The organism is Anaerohalosphaeraceae bacterium (assembly GCA_035378985.1).
In the GTDB taxonomy this organism is placed as follows: Bacteria; Planctomycetota; Phycisphaerae; order Sedimentisphaerales; family Anaerohalosphaeraceae; genus JAHDQI01.
Window position 1 is genome coordinate 21,812 of record DAOSUR010000007.1, and the last position, 14,945, is coordinate 36,756.

15 protein-coding genes are annotated in these 14,945 nt (G+C 54.1%); 8 read left to right on the top strand and 7 right to left on the bottom strand.

The annotated features are described in order from the left end of the window. Positions 1 to 40 precede the first annotated feature (40 nt). Together PKY88_06600 and PKY88_06605 are read right to left on the bottom strand one after the other, a co-directional pair. Positions 41 to 1,357 carry an NCS2 family permease gene (locus PKY88_06600; protein HOQ04865.1) on the bottom strand — a complete coding sequence of 439 codons (1,317 nt, stop codon included), beginning with the start codon at positions 1,355 to 1,357 and terminating at the stop codon, positions 41 to 43. Positions 1,358 to 1,495: 138 nt separating this feature from the next. Beyond that, positions 1,496 to 2,161, bottom strand: coding sequence for a PEP-CTERM sorting domain-containing protein (locus PKY88_06605; protein HOQ04866.1), 666 nt, complete (start codon positions 2,159 to 2,161; stop codon positions 1,496 to 1,498). 139 nt (positions 2,162 to 2,300) lie between these two features. On the opposite strand from PKY88_06605, the gene PKY88_06610 reads away from it, so the two are divergent. From PKY88_06610 to PKY88_06645, 8 genes are all read left to right on the top strand, one after another. Beyond that, on the top strand, positions 2,301 to 2,627 hold the full coding sequence (locus tag PKY88_06610; protein HOQ04867.1) for a hypothetical protein: 327 nt from the start codon (positions 2,301 to 2,303) through the stop codon (positions 2,625 to 2,627). Between the two features lie 60 nt (positions 2,628 to 2,687). Next, positions 2,688 to 2,903 carry a hypothetical protein gene (locus tag PKY88_06615; protein ID HOQ04868.1) on the top strand — a complete coding sequence of 72 codons (216 nt, stop codon included), beginning with the start codon at positions 2,688 to 2,690 and terminating at the stop codon, positions 2,901 to 2,903. A 131-nt stretch (positions 2,904 to 3,034) separates the two neighbouring features. Beyond that, on the top strand, positions 3,035 to 4,618 hold the full coding sequence (cimA, locus tag PKY88_06620; GenBank protein HOQ04869.1) for a citramalate synthase: 1,584 nt from the start codon (positions 3,035 to 3,037) through the stop codon (positions 4,616 to 4,618). Between the two features lie 89 nt (positions 4,619 to 4,707). After that, on the top strand, positions 4,708 to 5,244 hold the full coding sequence (locus PKY88_06625) for a YeeE/YedE thiosulfate transporter family protein (GenBank protein HOQ04870.1): 537 nt from the start codon (positions 4,708 to 4,710) through the stop codon (positions 5,242 to 5,244). Between the two features lie 12 nt (positions 5,245 to 5,256). After that, positions 5,257 to 5,787 carry a YeeE/YedE thiosulfate transporter family protein gene (locus PKY88_06630; GenBank protein HOQ04871.1) on the top strand — a complete coding sequence of 177 codons (531 nt, stop codon included), beginning with the start codon at positions 5,257 to 5,259 and terminating at the stop codon, positions 5,785 to 5,787. A 102-nt stretch (positions 5,788 to 5,889) separates the two neighbouring features. Continuing rightward, positions 5,890 to 6,804 (top strand): TIM barrel protein, encoded by a 915-nt coding sequence (locus PKY88_06635; protein ID HOQ04872.1) that lies wholly within the window; start codon positions 5,890 to 5,892, stop codon positions 6,802 to 6,804. Positions 6,805 to 6,822: 18 nt separating this feature from the next. Continuing rightward, positions 6,823 to 7,464 (top strand): DUF1080 domain-containing protein, encoded by a 642-nt coding sequence (locus PKY88_06640; protein HOQ04873.1) that lies wholly within the window; start codon positions 6,823 to 6,825, stop codon positions 7,462 to 7,464. Between the two features lie 41 nt (positions 7,465 to 7,505). Beyond that, on the top strand, positions 7,506 to 8,798 hold the full coding sequence (locus PKY88_06645) for a Gfo/Idh/MocA family oxidoreductase (GenBank protein ID HOQ04874.1): 1,293 nt from the start codon (positions 7,506 to 7,508) through the stop codon (positions 8,796 to 8,798). A 75-nt stretch (positions 8,799 to 8,873) separates the two neighbouring features. Here PKY88_06645 and ppk1 read toward each other — a convergent pair whose 3' ends face one another. From ppk1 to PKY88_06670, 5 genes are all read right to left on the bottom strand, one after another. Continuing rightward, positions 8,874 to 10,985 (bottom strand): polyphosphate kinase 1, encoded by a 2,112-nt coding sequence (gene ppk1, locus PKY88_06650; protein ID HOQ04875.1) that lies wholly within the window; start codon positions 10,983 to 10,985, stop codon positions 8,874 to 8,876. Positions 10,986 to 10,995: 10 nt separating this feature from the next. Then, a complete protein-coding gene (locus tag PKY88_06655; GenBank protein ID HOQ04876.1) occupies positions 10,996 to 12,564 on the bottom strand; it encodes a Ppx/GppA phosphatase family protein in 1,569 nt (522 codons plus the stop codon). A gap of 32 nt (positions 12,565 to 12,596) precedes the next feature. Further along, positions 12,597 to 13,208 (bottom strand): HD domain-containing protein, encoded by a 612-nt coding sequence (locus tag PKY88_06660; GenBank protein ID HOQ04877.1) that lies wholly within the window; start codon positions 13,206 to 13,208, stop codon positions 12,597 to 12,599. Then, the gene (locus PKY88_06665; protein HOQ04878.1) at positions 13,189 to 14,187 is read right to left on the bottom strand and encodes a CHAD domain-containing protein; all 999 of its coding nucleotides are present in this window, start codon (positions 14,185 to 14,187) and stop codon (positions 13,189 to 13,191) included. The genes PKY88_06660 and PKY88_06665 overlap by 20 nt, the downstream gene beginning before the upstream one ends. Positions 14,188 to 14,318: 131 nt before the next feature. Then, positions 14,319 to 14,783 (bottom strand): PEP-CTERM sorting domain-containing protein, encoded by a 465-nt coding sequence (locus tag PKY88_06670; GenBank protein ID HOQ04879.1) that lies wholly within the window; start codon positions 14,781 to 14,783, stop codon positions 14,319 to 14,321. Between the last annotated feature and the right edge of the window lie 162 nt (positions 14,784 to 14,945).

Consider the following 14,945-nt stretch of genomic DNA (forward strand, 5'->3'; position numbering starts at 1 on the left):
GGAAATATAACGGAATCGGCGGCAAACTGCAAATCTTTGTTTACAAACGGATGCCCGCTTCCCGGAGCACCTTAAAAACAAAATACAGAACAGAAAGCACCGTGATTATCCACAGAGTCGGGTTGATTTGTCTGATTTTTCCTTTCAGGACCATAATCAGGGTATGAGCGAGAAAGCCGAAGGCCAGCCCTTCGCTGATGGAATAGCAAAGGGCAATCAGAACCATAATGAAAAAAGAGGGCAGGCCGTGTTCGACGTCTGAAAAGTCGATTTCTTTTATCCGCTTCATCATAAACAGGCCGACCATGATAAGGGCCGGCGCCGTGGCATAAGAAGGGACAATTGCCACCAAAGGAGCCAAAAAGGCGGACAGCAGGAAAAAAAGCCCCGTTACGACGGCCGTCAGTCCTGTCCGGCCTCCCTGCTCAATCCCGGCGGCGGATTCGATATAGGAGGTTGTCGTGGAGGTTCCCATCAGCGCTCCGAACATGGTTGCCGCCGCATCGATGGCCAAGAGCCGGTCGAGTTTTTGAATCTTTCCGGTCTCGTCGGCCAGCCCTGCCTGAGGTGCCACGGCCAGCAGCGTGCCGATGCTGTCAAACATGTCGATAAACATCAGGGTAAAAATGCTCGAGAAAAGCCCCCATTTTAACGCCCCGAGGATATCCAGTTGAAAGGCGACATCGGAAATCCGAAAATCGGCCGAAATGAACTGTTTGGGTAGGGCAATCTCTCCAAACACGGCGGCCAGAGCGGTCGAAAAGGCAATTCCGAGCAGCAGGGCCCCTGGGATGCGGCGGATTTCCAGAAAGAGCATCATCAAAAGCCCTGCCAAGCCAATCAGGATGGTTTTATTGAGCGGGGCGGCCGTCACCAGCGTGACCGGATGGTCGCGTACCAGTCCCAGATTTTGAAGACCAATGAATGTAATAAACAGACCGATTCCGACAGAAATGGCGGCAATCAGGGACGGCGGAATCGCCTCCACCAGTTTTCGGCGAAGTCCGGCCAGGGTCAGTATCAGAAAGAACAGGCCCGACAGAAAAACCACACCGAGGGCTGTCTGCCAGGAAATGTGTTCCGTCAGCACGAGCGTATAGGCAAAAAACGCATTCAGCCCCATTCCGGGGGCCATTGCAATCGGAGCATCGGCCAGCAGCCCTGTGGCGATGGTGCAGATTCCGGTTACCAGACAAGTAATCAGAATCAGGGCTGAGGCGTCCATTCCGGTTTTGGATAAGATATCCGGGTTGACGAAAATAATGTAGGCCATTGTCAGAAAAGTGGTTAATCCAGCGATGATTTCCGTGCGAATCCGGCTTTTCCATCTTCCAATAGCGACAAACTCCCTGCCCATAAATCGTCTCCTTAGATTGATGTCGGAGGATATTATAGACGCTTGCTCGTCGGGAGCAAAGAAGGTTTGAAAAAAGAAAAGGCCGACAGTCTTTTTCTCGAAAAACCGCCGGCCTTTTGGAAATTAGACGGAGAAAACTTACTTTTTGAACCGAATCATCACCGCTCCAGCCACAGCCAGAAGACTCAGTGTGGACGGTTCAGGAACGCACTCGTGGAGAATCACGCCGTTCCAGATGCCCACGTTGCCCATTCCCTGTACGTCGATGGATACCCACTCCGGATTGTAGTCAATCGGCAGCCAAATGATTCCGCTGTCCCAATGTCCGGGCGGAGTTCCCGGCGGCAGATGGAATTTCCAGTCATCCAGATTCATATTGTACTGGGGGTCGGAGAGCCGCTCGATGTACATCTCCGGGTCATAGCCGGGCGGGTCGGACCAAATTGGGGGTGTATTCTGTCCCACCCACAGTCCGTTCGTCCAGTTGATGGTGATAAACACATCCCCCGGCAAATCCGGAATGAGCAGTTTGTAGTCGAATGAGACTTGGATCCATTTGCCTCCCAGGATGTACGGGTCATTCCAGTACCATTCATTCCACCACGGCCGGGGCTCAGGGGCGTTCGGACGCGGGTACCGGTACCACATGCTGTTGTAGCCGGAATTTAGTTCCCTCTCCCAGGAGATTTCCTCCGGGCTGTACAGATTCACCTGAAACATTCCATCCCGGATTTGACCGAAGATGAACGGAGAAATCATCAGGACGGCAATCAGTCCGAGGATGACAGTTTCTTTTGTTTTCATAAGATTAAAACCCTCCAAATAACGTTTCCGCCTTGTGTACTCGTATATGATAAAAAGCCCGCTGTCAGCGATGTCTGCGCAAAGCCCGTGGGGACTTGTTGCAGAAACTCAAAGACAAACGGCGGAGGAAAATCAATAGATGGAGCAACTTCGCTCTGTTCAAACGCAGAAAAAATCAGCAGGAGAGAAAAACAAAAACAGCGTTTTGTCCTTCAATTTCAAAATGAGCAGGGCCGCTCAGAGAACCTCACTTTGCTTGATTCCACATACTTTACACATGGGCTTCTTCAAATTGCAAGAAAAAAAATGTCAGGTTCGTAAAATCTCTTTTTTGCCAATTCTTGTCTGTTTCAGTCCGGAATTTTCCCAAAAGGATGGCGAAAGAGGTTTTTCTTCTGCCGGGGCTGTTTTCCTGCAGAAAACCCGGAAGAAAAAAAAGTTTGACCCCGGACTTTTTCTCTTTTAGGATTGTCATTGCTTTCTGCTCGTGTATGAAAGAAGACATTCTGGAGAAAAGGAGCCGATTATGATGGAAGTCCGCCAGCAGACCTGTGACAAATGTGATTATTATCTTCAAACCTCTCCGGGCTCCGGGGAATGCAGATGGTATGCCCCAAGCCCGAACAGGACTATTTTTGTTACACGCTCCGAAGCTACGGGCAGCTATAAGACGGATGTTCACTGGCCGAAGGTCTATGACAGCAACTGGTGCGGAGAGTTTAAGGCCAAGGTCAAATCCTGAATGATTTTTAGGGGGGCTGAACGGTTTCAAGGAAACTCGTCTTTTCTTGCAGAGAGGTGTCTTGTTTTTCTGCTTTACTTGTGGACGCCGGAGGGCTACAATGCGGCTGTCTTCTTCGGTAAATGGGAAAAATGGGAAAAGTAGCCATATACGACACAACTTTGCGGGATGGAATGCAGGCCGAGGGCATCAGTTTTTCCCTCGAGGATAAACTGCTGATTGCCCGAAAACTGGATGAGTTTGGTATCCATTATATCGAAGGCGGTTTTCCTCTCAGCAATCCCAAGGAAGAGCAGTTTTTTGCCCGACTGGCTCAGGAAAAGCTGAAAAATTCCATTCTGGCGGCCTTTGGAAGCACCCGGCGGGCTTCTCAGAAACCGGAGGAAGACGCGGGGCTTCGGGCGCTTTTGGCCTGCGGTGCTCCGGTTCTGACCATCGTCGGGAAAAGTTGGGACCTGCACGTCAAGGAAGTCCTTCGCTGTTCCCTTGAGGACAATCTTCAGCTCTGTGCGGATTCTGTTGCCTATCTGAAAAAGCAGGGGCGCAGGGTCTTTTTTGATGCGGAGCATTTCTTTGACGGGTATAAAAACAATCCGGAGTATGCCTTGAAGGTTCTTCAGGCTGCCGCCGAGGCCGGGGCGGAAGTCTTGGTGCTGTGTGAGACAAACGGCGGCTGTCTGCCGAATGAGGTCTTCGATATCACACAGGTGGTCTGCCGGACCCTGAGCGGGGCGGTCGTCGGAATTCATACCCATAATGACTCGGACTGTGCTGTGGCCAATTCCCTGGCGGCCGTGCAGGCAGGGGCCCGCCAGGTTCAGGGAACCATCAACGGACTGGGGGAGCGAAGCGGCAATGCCAACCTCTGTTCGATTATTCCCAATCTGACTCTGAAAATGGGCTATGAAACGGTCGGCCTTTCTCGTCTCAAAGGACTGACGGAGCTGTCTCGTTTTGTCTTTGAAGTGGCCAATTTGCCCCCCGTGTCTAACCTGCCTTATGTAGGCGAAAGTGCCTTTGCCCACAAGGGCGGGCTGCATATTGATGCCCTCCGCAAGAACGAAAAAACGTATGAACATATCCACCCCTCTCTGGTGGGCAATGAGCGCAAATATCTGATTTCGGAGCTGTCCGGTTCTTCCAATGTACTCGACAAGCTCGAACGCAAAAAAATTACCGCCGACAAGCAAACGGCGGCCAAAATTCTCAAAGCCGTTCAGGACCTTGAAAACGCCGGCTATCAGTTTGAAACGGCCGAGGCCAGCTTCGATTTGCTTGTGAAGAAAACGCTCGGCGAATATGTTCCCAGTTTCGAACTGATTAAATATCACATTGATGTGGAGAGAAATCCCGATGGCGCAATGGTCACGGAGGCCACGGTCAAACTTCAGGTAGACGGCAAAGTGGAACACGTTGTTGCGGAAGGGGATGGTCCGGTCAATGCACTGGATAACGCCCTTCGGAAGGCCCTCGAACGGTTCTATCCGTCTCTGCGGGAGATGTCTCTGGTTGATTACAAGGTTCGTGTGGTCAATGCCAAAGCGGGCACGGCGGCCCGGGTCCGGGTTGTCATTGAAAGCCGCGACCGAGCCGACCTGTGGGGCACGGTCGGCGTTTCGGAGAATATCATCGAGGCCAGCTGGCTGGCTCTGGTGGACAGCGTGGAATACAAGCTGCTCAAAGATGCCGATAAGTTTTCCGAACAGTCTCGATAGGAGAACGAGGAGTCTGTTGAATAGAAAACGATTCGGGTTGCCCAGTGTAATTCAATCGTTTTTGATGTCTTTTCGGAAAGGAGTCTTTTATGGGAGAAATCAAAGTTCCTAAGGCACCTCTTCCCTGGTGGGCGGCCGGGCTGGCGCTGGGCCTGATTCAGGTCCTGGCTGTCTATGTAAAAGGCCCGCTGGGAGTCTCCACTCAGTTTGTGATTCTCGACAGCATCGTGATGCACAAAGCAGCCCCCGAATATGCCCAGAATCATCCTCTCCTCAGTCAGGAGAAAAACCGGAAGATTGGATACGGCTTCTGGCTGGATGTGGGGATTGTTCTCGGCGCGTTTACGGCCGCCGTCATGGTCAAACGCTGGAAACTGCAGACCTCGACTGTCTGGTGGAAGACCAATCGAAACGGTTCGCTCTTTGGACGTTTTTTTGCTGGGTTTATCGGGGGGATTTTCATCCTGCTCGGGGCCCGGCTGGCCCACGGCTGCACCAGCGGGGGCTTCGCCAGCGGATGGGCGCAGCTGTCTCTGAATGCCGTACCGATGACAATCGGGCTGTTCAGCTTCGGAATGCTGACGGCTTGGCTTGTCTACCCCAAAACCCCGGATTTTGAAAAATAAGGAGGATACATTATGTCAGCGGTTTTCTGGGGACTTCTGATTGGTTTTTTGTTCGGCGCCGCTCTGTACCTGGGCGGCCTTGCCGAACCGGATAAAATTATCGGCTCTCTCCGGCTGAAGGATTTTCATGCCTTTCGGACGATTGCACTTTTTGTGCTGGTCGGCATGCTCGGTACCTGGATTCTCCAGAAAACCGGTCATGCCAACTCGGATGTCAAGCCGGCTGCTGTTCTTACGGTGTTTATCGGCGGTGCCCTGCTGGGGGTGGGATTCGGGATTACCGGCTACTGTCCGGGAACAGGTTTGGCCTGTGCGGCGGCCGGACGGATGGATGCTCTGATCACCGTGCTCGGGATGTTTGTCGGAGCTATGGTTTATATTCTAATCTATCCGACGGTTGTCGTCTCTCTGGAACAGCATTTCAATTACGGGAAAGTTACGCTGCCGGAGATTACGAATACCTCCTCTACGGCCTGGGTCCTGCCGATTGTTCTCCTCGGTGCCCTGATTTTGTGGGTTACGGCACCGCGTGGAAAATCATGATTTTTTGCGGAAAGCGAATGTCTGAGCGGGCGAGGCTGCGATAAAACAGGCGGCTTCGGGAATCATATTGGGTGGATAAAAATGTCAGGAAAAGGATTGCTTATGAATCGACGCACGTTTTTGGGGACGTCATTGCTGACGACCGCCGCACTTTCTTCCTCGCTGAAGGCGGCGGAGCAGACTTCTGAAAAACCGACAGGCCCTTTCAAGCTCCGTTACGCACCCGAATTGGGCCAATTCAAACATCACGCCGGCGAGGACCCGATTGACCAAATCAAGTTTATGCATGAGCAGGGGTTTCGGGCGTTTTTTGACAACGGGCTGATGGGCAAAAGCCCCGACCTGCAGGAAAAGATTGCTCAGGCCGCCGCTCAGTACGAAATGATGATAGGCCCCTTTGTCGCAGAGGCCCAGTTCGGCCAGCGTACCTTTGTGATGCCGTCCCGCTCGGTGAAGAATCAGCTGGTTTCCAAAATGAAGCAGGCCGTCGAGACGGCCAAACGCACCGGCGCCAGGTGGGCTCTGGTGGTTCCCGGTCAGTATGACCAGAGTCTGGAGTGGGATTACCAGACGGCCAATGTGGTCGAAAATCTCAAGTATTGTGCCGAGGTTTGCGAACCGGCCGGCCTTACGATAGTGATTGAGCCGCTCAATCCCAAGAGTCATCCGGGTCTGTTTTTGACGAAAATCTCGCAGGCCTTTCAGATTTGTCAGGCCGTCGGAAGCCCCGCCTGTATGATTGTCAACGACCTTTTCCATCAGCAGATTACGGAAGGCAATCTGATTCACAACATCGATGCGGCCTACAGCCGTATCGCCGCCTTTCATATCGGCGATGTCCCCGGGCGGATGGAACCGACCACCGGCGAAATCAATTACCAAAACATTTTCAGACATCTCTATCAGAAAAAGTACGAAGGGGTGCTCTGTATGGAGCACGGCACCAGCAAACCCGGCAAAGAGGGGGAGCTGGCCCGAATCGCCGCCTATCGGCTCTGTGATGCATTTGAACCCTGAAACCAAAGGAGCCTTTCGATGAGATATGAAATTGCTCTGATTAGTTTGTGTGTCGGCGTGCTGACCTCCGGCTGTGCGGAGCGCATCCGGCTGTTTAACGGCTACAATCTGGACGGATGGAAGTTCTATACGGACGACCCGGGCGTGGTTGTGACCGAAGTCTGGAGCATCCGGGATGGTATCCTGCGGTGCGAGGGGCGGCCCAACGGGTATCTTCGCACAACTCGGCCTTTTTCCAACTACAAACTGACGCTCGAATGGCGCTGGCCGCAGGAGCCGACCAACAGCGGCGTGCTCCTGCACGGGACCGGAGAAGACCGGCTTTGGCCGACCTGTTATGAGGCCCAGCTGCGAAGCGGGGATGCAGGCGACCTGATTATCATTGGGGAGGAGTTGTCGCTGACGGCGGATGGAAAGGCCTTCCGTCCTGAAGAGTCCCGCTATCTGCGGCTGGCTCGTCAGAAACCCTCCAGTGAAAAGAAACCCCCGCAATGGAACCGCTATGAAATTATCTGTCGGGACAATACCCTCGAACTGATTGTCAACGGCGTGCGGCAGAATCGGGCCGAAGGGCTTTCCGCTGCATCCGGATTTATCGCCCTCCAGTCGGAAGGGTCTCCGATTGAGTTTCGCAATATTGTTCTCGAGAAGCTTCGGTAGGGGCGGAAACTTCCAAAGACAAATTTTTTAGGAGCGAACAGATGAACCAGCGAAGTGATACAAATCTGACGCGTCGGGATTTTCTGAAAACATCGGCTGTTGCCTCCTCCGCGGCGTTCTGGCCGGCGGCCTCCGCTTTGTTCGCCGCCGGACAGGAAAAGATTCGGCTGGCCCTGATCGGCTGCGGCGGACGCGGAAACGGAGCCTTAAAAGACTGTCTTCAGGCCGTTTCTTCCCTCGGAATGACGGCGGAAATCACCGCGCTGGCGGATTTTTTCAAAGACCGCGTCCTGAAAACCGCTCAGGAACATCAGGTGCCGCAGGACCGATGTTTCGACGGCCCTCTGGCTTATCAAAAAGCCCTCGCTTCGGAAGCGGATGTGGTGCTGCTGGTGACACCGCCTGTTTTTCGTCCCCGCCATTTTGAAGCGGCGATAGCCGCCGGCAAGCACGTCTTTATGGAAAAACCCGTGGCCGTCGATGCGCCGGGAGCCCGAAAAATTCTCGAAGTCGGACAGACCGCCGTTTCCAAAGGGCTGGCTGTCTGTGTAGGGGCTCAGCGGAGACATCAGGCCTCTTACCTGCAGACCAAAGCTGCGATTGACCAGGGGGCTATCGGCACCATCCTGTCCGGCCAGGTCTGGTGGTGCATGGGACACCTGTGGTTCAACAAGCGGCTTCCCGGCGAAAGCGATGCTGATTACATGGTTCGCAACTGGGTCAGTTTTACCGAAATGTCCGGCGACCATATTGTCGAACAGCATTTTCACAATATTGATGTGGCCAATTGGTTCCTGGGCAAAACCCCGAAGCAGTGTGTGGGCTTCGGCGGACGAGCCCGCCGAAAGACAGGCAACCAGTTCGACTTCTTCAGTGTTGATTTTGACTACGGCGGCGGGATTCATATCCACAGCATGTGCCGTCAGGTGGACAGCTGCTATAACCGCGTGGCCGAGTTCTTTACGGGCACGCAGGGCACTGCGGCCGGAAGCGGACCGGTCAATCCTTCCGACGGCAAACGCGTGTCTGTCCCGGAGCTGCAGCTGCACGAAAATCCCTATGTGCAGGAGCATATCGACCTGCTCAAGAGCATTCGAGACGGCAAGCCCCTGCAGGATGCACAGTGGGCGGCCCAGACCAATTTGACCGCCCTGATGGGACGAATCAGCGCCTATACCGGCCAGCTGGTTCGCTGGCAGGACCTGACCGACCCCCAGTCCAAAAGTCCGTGGTACAATCTCACTCTTTCTCCCACGGCGGAGGATTTTGAGAAGGGGACCGTCAAGGCGCCGGCCGATGATGTGATTCCGATACCCGGAACAGAGCCTGCCTGATTCCATCACGGAAATCCGAGGGGCGGTTTCCTTCGCCGGTACAGCGGAAAAAAAGAAGTCAGGACGCTGCGAGGATTAGTCCTGTTTGATGGGCCGAAAGCGGCTTTGGCTCCTTCGGCCTCGCCGGGCCGCCTCCACGGCCTGTTCATAGAGGACTTGCTGAGCCCGAACGGGTTTGCCTTTGGATTCTTTGAGCTTGTAGGTCCCGTCGGGCAGCAGCTGCCACGATTGACAATTATCCTGCAGATACAGTTCGAGCATTTGAATGAGGCGTTTTTTGTGACCGGCGTCTGCAATCGGAAACAGCAGTTCCAGCCGTCTGTCCAGATTGCGGCCCATCCAGTCCGCACTGGCCAGATACACCTCCGGATGGCCGCCGTTGCCGAAATACAGAATCCGGGCGTGTTCAAGAAACCGGTCCACGATCGAGACGACTTCAATGTTTTCGGACAGCCCTTTCACACCGGGCCGAAGACAGCAGATTCCGCGAATATTCAGCCGCACTTTTACTCCCGCCTGCGAGGCCCGGTACAGCGCCTGGCACATTTGTTTGTCCTCCAGGGCATTCAGTTTGGCCATAATCAGCCCCGGACGGTCCGGACTGGACACCTGAATTTCCCGCTCAATCAGTTCCAGGAGACGTCGGCGCATTGCTGTCGGGGCAATGACCAGTTTGGACCAGCCGACGGATTCAGACAGTCCTGTCAGCAGGTTGAAAAAGGAGGCCGTATCTCGGGTCAGTTCGGAATCGGCGCTCATCAGGCCGATGTCAGAGTAAATTCGTGCCGTTTTGTCATTGTAATTGCCCGTCGAAAGATGCACATACCGCCGAATGCGTCCTTCCTCCCGTCGAACAATCAGCAGGGCCTTGGCATGGGTTTTCAGTCCCATCACACCGTAAATCACCGTACAGCCGGCATCCTCCAGCCGGCGGGCCCATTGGATGTTTCGTTCCTCGTCAAACCGTGCCTTCAGTTCCACCAGCACAGTGACCTCTTTGCCGTTCTGGGCGGCCTCCTCCAGGGCCCGGATAATCGGTGAATCCCCGCTGGTCCGGTAAAGCGTCTGCTTGATGGCCAGCACCTGCGGGTCTTCCGCGGCCTCTTTCAAAAGACGCACCACCGGGTCAAAACTCTCGTACGGATGAACCAGCAGCACATCGCGGTCGCGAAGAGTCTCCCAGAGATCCTCCCCCTCCGGCAGGTCCGCCGGCGGCTGAGGGGGCCAGTCGGCAAGCTTCAGCCGTTCATAGCCCGGCCGTTCGGCAATCTCCCACAAACTGCGAGCCCCCAGCAGGGCATCGGTTTCGTAGATATCCTCCGACTTCAGATTCAGGTGTTTCCGCAGCCATTCGAGCAGTTCCGGCGCCGGATTGGAGGAAATCTGCAGCCGCACTGCCGCCCGACGAAGCCGCTCCCGTACCGCCTCCTCCATCGTTTCCAGCAGGTCGCCCGCTTCATCTTCCTGAATCGGAACGTCTGCATCCCGTGTAATCCGGAAACAGGCGGTGGAGCGGATTGTCCGGTTGGGACACAGCATTGCGGCGTATTCCAGTATCAAATCTTCCAAAGGAATCAAAACCGTTTGTCCCGAAGACGGAATCGCCGGAAATCGCTTAAAACTGTCCGGCACGGGAACGGCCAAGATGGAGACCTCTTCCGTGTCCTCCTGCGGTTCCAGAACAATTGCGGCAAAAAGCTGAAGTCCTTCCAGCAGCGGCGGAGGATTCAGACCTGTCAGGGAAATCGGCGTTAAAACCGGAAAAATTTCAGATTCAAAATAGGCCCGGAGGGCGGTTTTCTGTTTGCTTGTCAGTTCTTCCCGCCGGAAAAGAATCAGCCCGTTTTCGCGAAGTTCGGCAAAGACCTGACGCATCGTTCGGGCGTGTTCCTCCATCATCTGATGACAGCGCCGGCTGATTTCCTCCAATTGTTCGGCGGGGGTTTTTCCGCTGGGGTCCTTTTTGCGAATGCCTGCCGCCGCCTGCTGACGAAGACCGGCCACGCGAATCATAAAAAACTCGTCCAGATTCGATGCAAAAATCGCCAGAAACTTCACGCGCTCCAGCAGAGGCAGTTTCGGATTTCGGGCCTGCTGAAGCACTCGCCGATTGAATTCAAGCCAGCTGAGTTCCCGGTTCAGAAAGGATTCCGGCTGTTCCAGTTTTTCAGTTTCGCTTCTGCCCATAGGATTTCTTTCAGAGTCCGCCTGTCCAGAGGATTTTCAGCCCGTACACATCTTCAAAAAAATCTGTTCCCAGTCCGATTGACTGCGTTTTGAGCGATTCTTCCGAAAGCCCCGGCACTTCAATCGTCAGTGTGTCATCCTGCAGACGGATGCGCATCTGTTCGATCTGCCGGGTCTCCTCCAGGTCCATTGCTTTGGCCAGCCGGAGCAGAGCGGCCAGTTTGTTGACCGCCAGACGATTTTCCCGGGACAGACTCATATACTCCACATGGGTCGGCTTCGGAGTGCCCCGACGGTGATACCGGGCGGTATGGGCGACAATCTGGACTTCCTCGCGGCTGAGCCCGAATATTTCTGAATTCAAAATCAGATACAGGGAATGTTTGTGGTAGGCCCGCGCCGACACAAACATTCCGATTTCGTGCAGCAGGGCGGCAATTTCCAGGAGAAGACGATGCCGCTCCGAAAGGCCGTGCTCGGTTTTCAGGGCATCGAAAAGACGGACGGCACAGGCCGCTACCCGCTGAGCATGGTCCAGATTCACCTTATATTTTTCCGCCAGCGCCAGAGCGGACTGCACCGCTTCCTGCCGAAACACCTGTTCCTGACGTCCGCTGCTTCGACGAGACAGTTCAACCAGAAGGCCGTCGCGCATCGAAACCGACGAAACAATCCATTCTTTGGCGGACGTGGCGTCCAGAAGTTCCTGATAAATCAGCAGGGCGGGCACCAGCGTTTCCGCCTCCGTGTACGGCAGGTCGTACTGCTGGGCCAGCTGTTCAGGCGAAAAATTCTTCAGTTTTTCCAGAAAACGCCGAAATCGGGCACGGGAAATCTTTCGAAAAGAAGGATTCGGCAGCGGTGTCCCTATCTGTTCCGCCGCAAACCGTGCATCCGCTCCGAGTGTCAGAAAGGTTTTCACCGAGCGCAGCGGCATCAGCGATTCCAGCGGTGATACGATAGATTCAATCTCCCGACGGATAAACTCAGAGGTCTGCATCCAGTTTCTCCCCGCCGGCTCCAGCATCTCCTGAAGCCGGATGGACCCAAGTCCCAGTCCCTGGGAGGCGGTAATTTGCCCGTTTTTCAGGAATGTGAGCATCGTGCTGCCGCCGCCGACTTCCGTAATCAGGGTTTGGCACCCCATCAGAGACATATCGTTTTTCAGGGCTTCCCGAACGGCCAGAACCGTCAGCCGTCCCTGCTCCGTCGGGTCGAGAATATCCACCTCCAGACCAGTGCTCATCAGAACCCGGTCCACAAACACATCCGCATTTCGCGCCTCCCGCAGAGCGCTGGTTGCGGCTGTCCAGATGCGCCTCGCCCCGTAAAAGTCAATCCGTCTCTTGAACTCCCTCAGGATGCTGATAGCAGCTCGAATGGTGATACGTTCCAGCCGACCGAAGCGGAATGCGTCCTGCCCCAGGTGGACAGCACGCTGAAGCCGCTCGAGCACTTCTACGCTGCCGTCGGCCAAAACCTGGCCGATGGACATTCGAATGGAGTTGGTTCCAATATCAATGACCGCCAGGATCGGCGGTTCTGTGGGAGATACCGGTTTTGCTTCCTGCTCTGCCATACGCCGCAGTATCCCTTTTGAAAAGGGTTTCGTCAATACAAATTCGCTGCGGAAGATTCCTGAATGATTTGGACCGGAATGGACAGGACTCTTTCCAGAAGGTCGGATTTTTTTCGGGCGGCCTGCAGCTCTTCGTGGGCCCCTGGACCGCCTTGGCAGCGAATCACCAGCCGGTCTCGGCTGATTTCCGCTTGAATCCCCTTGATCAGATTCCGGTGGCTGCAGTCCAGACCGTCTGCAATTCGCAGCAGACCGGCCAGGAGGTCTATGTGTTTTTGCTCCTCCGCTCCCAGTTCGCTGTAAATCGGATGGTCTTTCACCGGCAGAGCTTTTCGATGGTAGCGGGCGGTCAGGCCGATGCGAATTCGCTCCGTCCGGCTCAGCGGCAGGGTTGTATCGTCCAGAATCATTTTCATCGATTGTTTATGGTGTCCCTGCTGTCCTGTGCACCAGCCGATGTCGTGCAAAATCGCCGCACATTCCAGGACAAACCGGTCCGACTCATCGAGTTTCAATGAATCGGCAAGCCGGTCAAACAGCTGCATTGACAGCCGGCGCACCTGCTCCCAATGCCCGCGTTCCGCCCCGCATCGGTCGGCAAATCGTTCTGCCTGTGCAATTTTGTCATGGAGAGGATGGGCCATGATTTTTTTGAGGGAAAGCTGCTTTCGGCGCTGCAAATATTTTGGTCATCTGCTTCCAGAATCCGTCCGTTTCCAATTTCCGACAATAAGCACAAACCTCTCGGAACAGGGTCTGCCATTGTTTTTTTCGATTCCGCCGCACATACTCAATCCCGGGTTGAAGCCGCAGGAAGGGGCGGGCATGTCCAAAGTATTCTTCTGTGCGTTCTTTTTCTTTCGCGGAAAATTTTTCGATTTGCTCCAGCCAGACGGCGCAGTCATTCAAATCCCCCAGGAGTGTCTGCATTTTTTTCAGGGGCTGAATAAGTTTGTCAAAATCTTCTTTGAACGCCGGCTGGAAAATTTCCAGGGTATAACGGAGCCGTTTGACGGCAATCCGCAGCTGGTGATGACCCTTGATGTCTTTTTTGTCGTTCAGGCGGTCCAAAAGGGCTGTCGTTTTTTCCATTGCTTCCTGTACAGCCGTCCCTGCCCGTTCGGCGACAGAAAGTCCGCCGGCTTCTGCAGCAGGGCTTTGCGTCTGTTCGAGCCGTTCCGTTTCTGCAGCAATTTCCTTCAGGATATTCTGTTTTCGGAATCGGTCTGCGCTTTTGCGGATTCGCTTCTGCAGACGCTGCCGTTTCTGCCGGAGCCGAAGCTGAAGCCGTTTGAGGCCGGGCAGAATCTTCTTGTCCCGAATGGCTTTTTTCAGGAGTTCCTCCAGAAACTGCATCTGAATGTCGAGGTCGCGGGCCTTGCGCAAATCTTTCAAAAGCCGCTTGCATTCTTTCCGCCATTTGGAGACGGAATCCTCCTGCAGGCAATCGGCAAACAAACGCAGGGCCGTCCGCAGCCGTCTGCAGACCACGCGAACCTGGTGAATCGGTTCAATGTCCGCACCCTGTGCTGCTGCCTCCAGGTTCTTTTGGATTGCCTCTGCATAGCGGCGGAGCGTTAAACACGCTAAAGTCAAAACGGAATGCACAACCGGGGTTTCCATCAGATTTCATTATACCTGATTCGCTGCAGGCGTGCAACGGAACGCAGGCTGCTGCTGCGCAATAAAAAAAGGATTCAGAGATTTCTCTGAATCCTTTGGGTATTCAAAAACGGATGAAAAAGACAACGCTGCTATTTTCTGCGAATCAAAGCCAGCCCGCCCAGTCCCAGCAAAGCAAATGTTGCCGGTTCCGGAACAGGGGTCGGATTTACACACAGCGTAAAGAACGAAAGCCAGTTGGGGTTGTTTGTATATACGGTGAAGCTGGCGCTCTGGCCCTGTCCGATGGGGTTGCTGTAGAAGTAGAAATCAACAGTGCTCGGGGTAACAGTCCAGACGGCTCCGGGAATGCTTGTCGCTGTTCCCTCTTCAGAGAAGAATGCTCCCGCTCCGCTGATTTGAAAATGGAAATCACCCCATGGCTCACTTCCCGTGTTGGTTACGTTTAAGGTGATCAATCCTTTCCAGGGGTCCGCATCATTGTGAATTAAGTCTTTTTGCTGTCCTAACGATAGATTTTCCTCAAATAACTCATAGTGTGCTGAAGCGAAAAAAGCTATTGCAAGAAGTGCCGTCAGAAGAATTGCTTTTTTCATTTTTACCTCCCATCCATTCTCAAACCTCTTCCGTTTTCAGGCAGGCAAATGTACTTTGCCTCCTCCGTAAATCTACGGCTTACTGTACCGCAGCGAGGGTTTTTTGTCAACAGGAAAAAAGAAAAAATTTCCGAGTATTAATCTTTCTATATATAGAAAAAA

Coding starts and splice junctions, on each gene's coding strand:
- PKY88_06600 (HOQ04865.1), bottom strand. CDS start 1,357: ATGGGCAGGGAGTTTGTCGCTATTGGAAGATGGAAAAGCCGGATTCGC.
- PKY88_06605 (HOQ04866.1), bottom strand. CDS start 2,161: ATGAAAACAAAAGAAACTGTCATCCTCGGACTGATTGCCGTCCTGATG.
- PKY88_06610 (HOQ04867.1), top strand. CDS start 2,301: ATGGAGCAACTTCGCTCTGTTCAAACGCAGAAAAAATCAGCAGGAGAG.
- PKY88_06615 (HOQ04868.1), top strand. CDS start 2,688: ATGATGGAAGTCCGCCAGCAGACCTGTGACAAATGTGATTATTATCTT.
- cimA (HOQ04869.1), top strand. CDS start 3,035: ATGGGAAAAGTAGCCATATACGACACAACTTTGCGGGATGGAATGCAG.
- PKY88_06625 (HOQ04870.1), top strand. CDS start 4,708: ATGGGAGAAATCAAAGTTCCTAAGGCACCTCTTCCCTGGTGGGCGGCC.
- PKY88_06630 (HOQ04871.1), top strand. CDS start 5,257: ATGTCAGCGGTTTTCTGGGGACTTCTGATTGGTTTTTTGTTCGGCGCC.
- PKY88_06635 (HOQ04872.1), top strand. CDS start 5,890: ATGAATCGACGCACGTTTTTGGGGACGTCATTGCTGACGACCGCCGCA.
- PKY88_06640 (HOQ04873.1), top strand. CDS start 6,823: ATGAGATATGAAATTGCTCTGATTAGTTTGTGTGTCGGCGTGCTGACC.
- PKY88_06645 (HOQ04874.1), top strand. CDS start 7,506: ATGAACCAGCGAAGTGATACAAATCTGACGCGTCGGGATTTTCTGAAA.
- ppk1 (HOQ04875.1), bottom strand. CDS start 10,985: ATGGGCAGAAGCGAAACTGAAAAACTGGAACAGCCGGAATCCTTTCTG.
- PKY88_06655 (HOQ04876.1), bottom strand. CDS start 12,564: ATGGCAGAGCAGGAAGCAAAACCGGTATCTCCCACAGAACCGCCGATC.
- PKY88_06660 (HOQ04877.1), bottom strand. CDS start 13,208: ATGGCCCATCCTCTCCATGACAAAATTGCACAGGCAGAACGATTTGCC.
- PKY88_06665 (HOQ04878.1), bottom strand. CDS start 14,187: ATGGAAACCCCGGTTGTGCATTCCGTTTTGACTTTAGCGTGTTTAACG.
- PKY88_06670 (HOQ04879.1), bottom strand. CDS start 14,783: ATGAAAAAAGCAATTCTTCTGACGGCACTTCTTGCAATAGCTTTTTTC.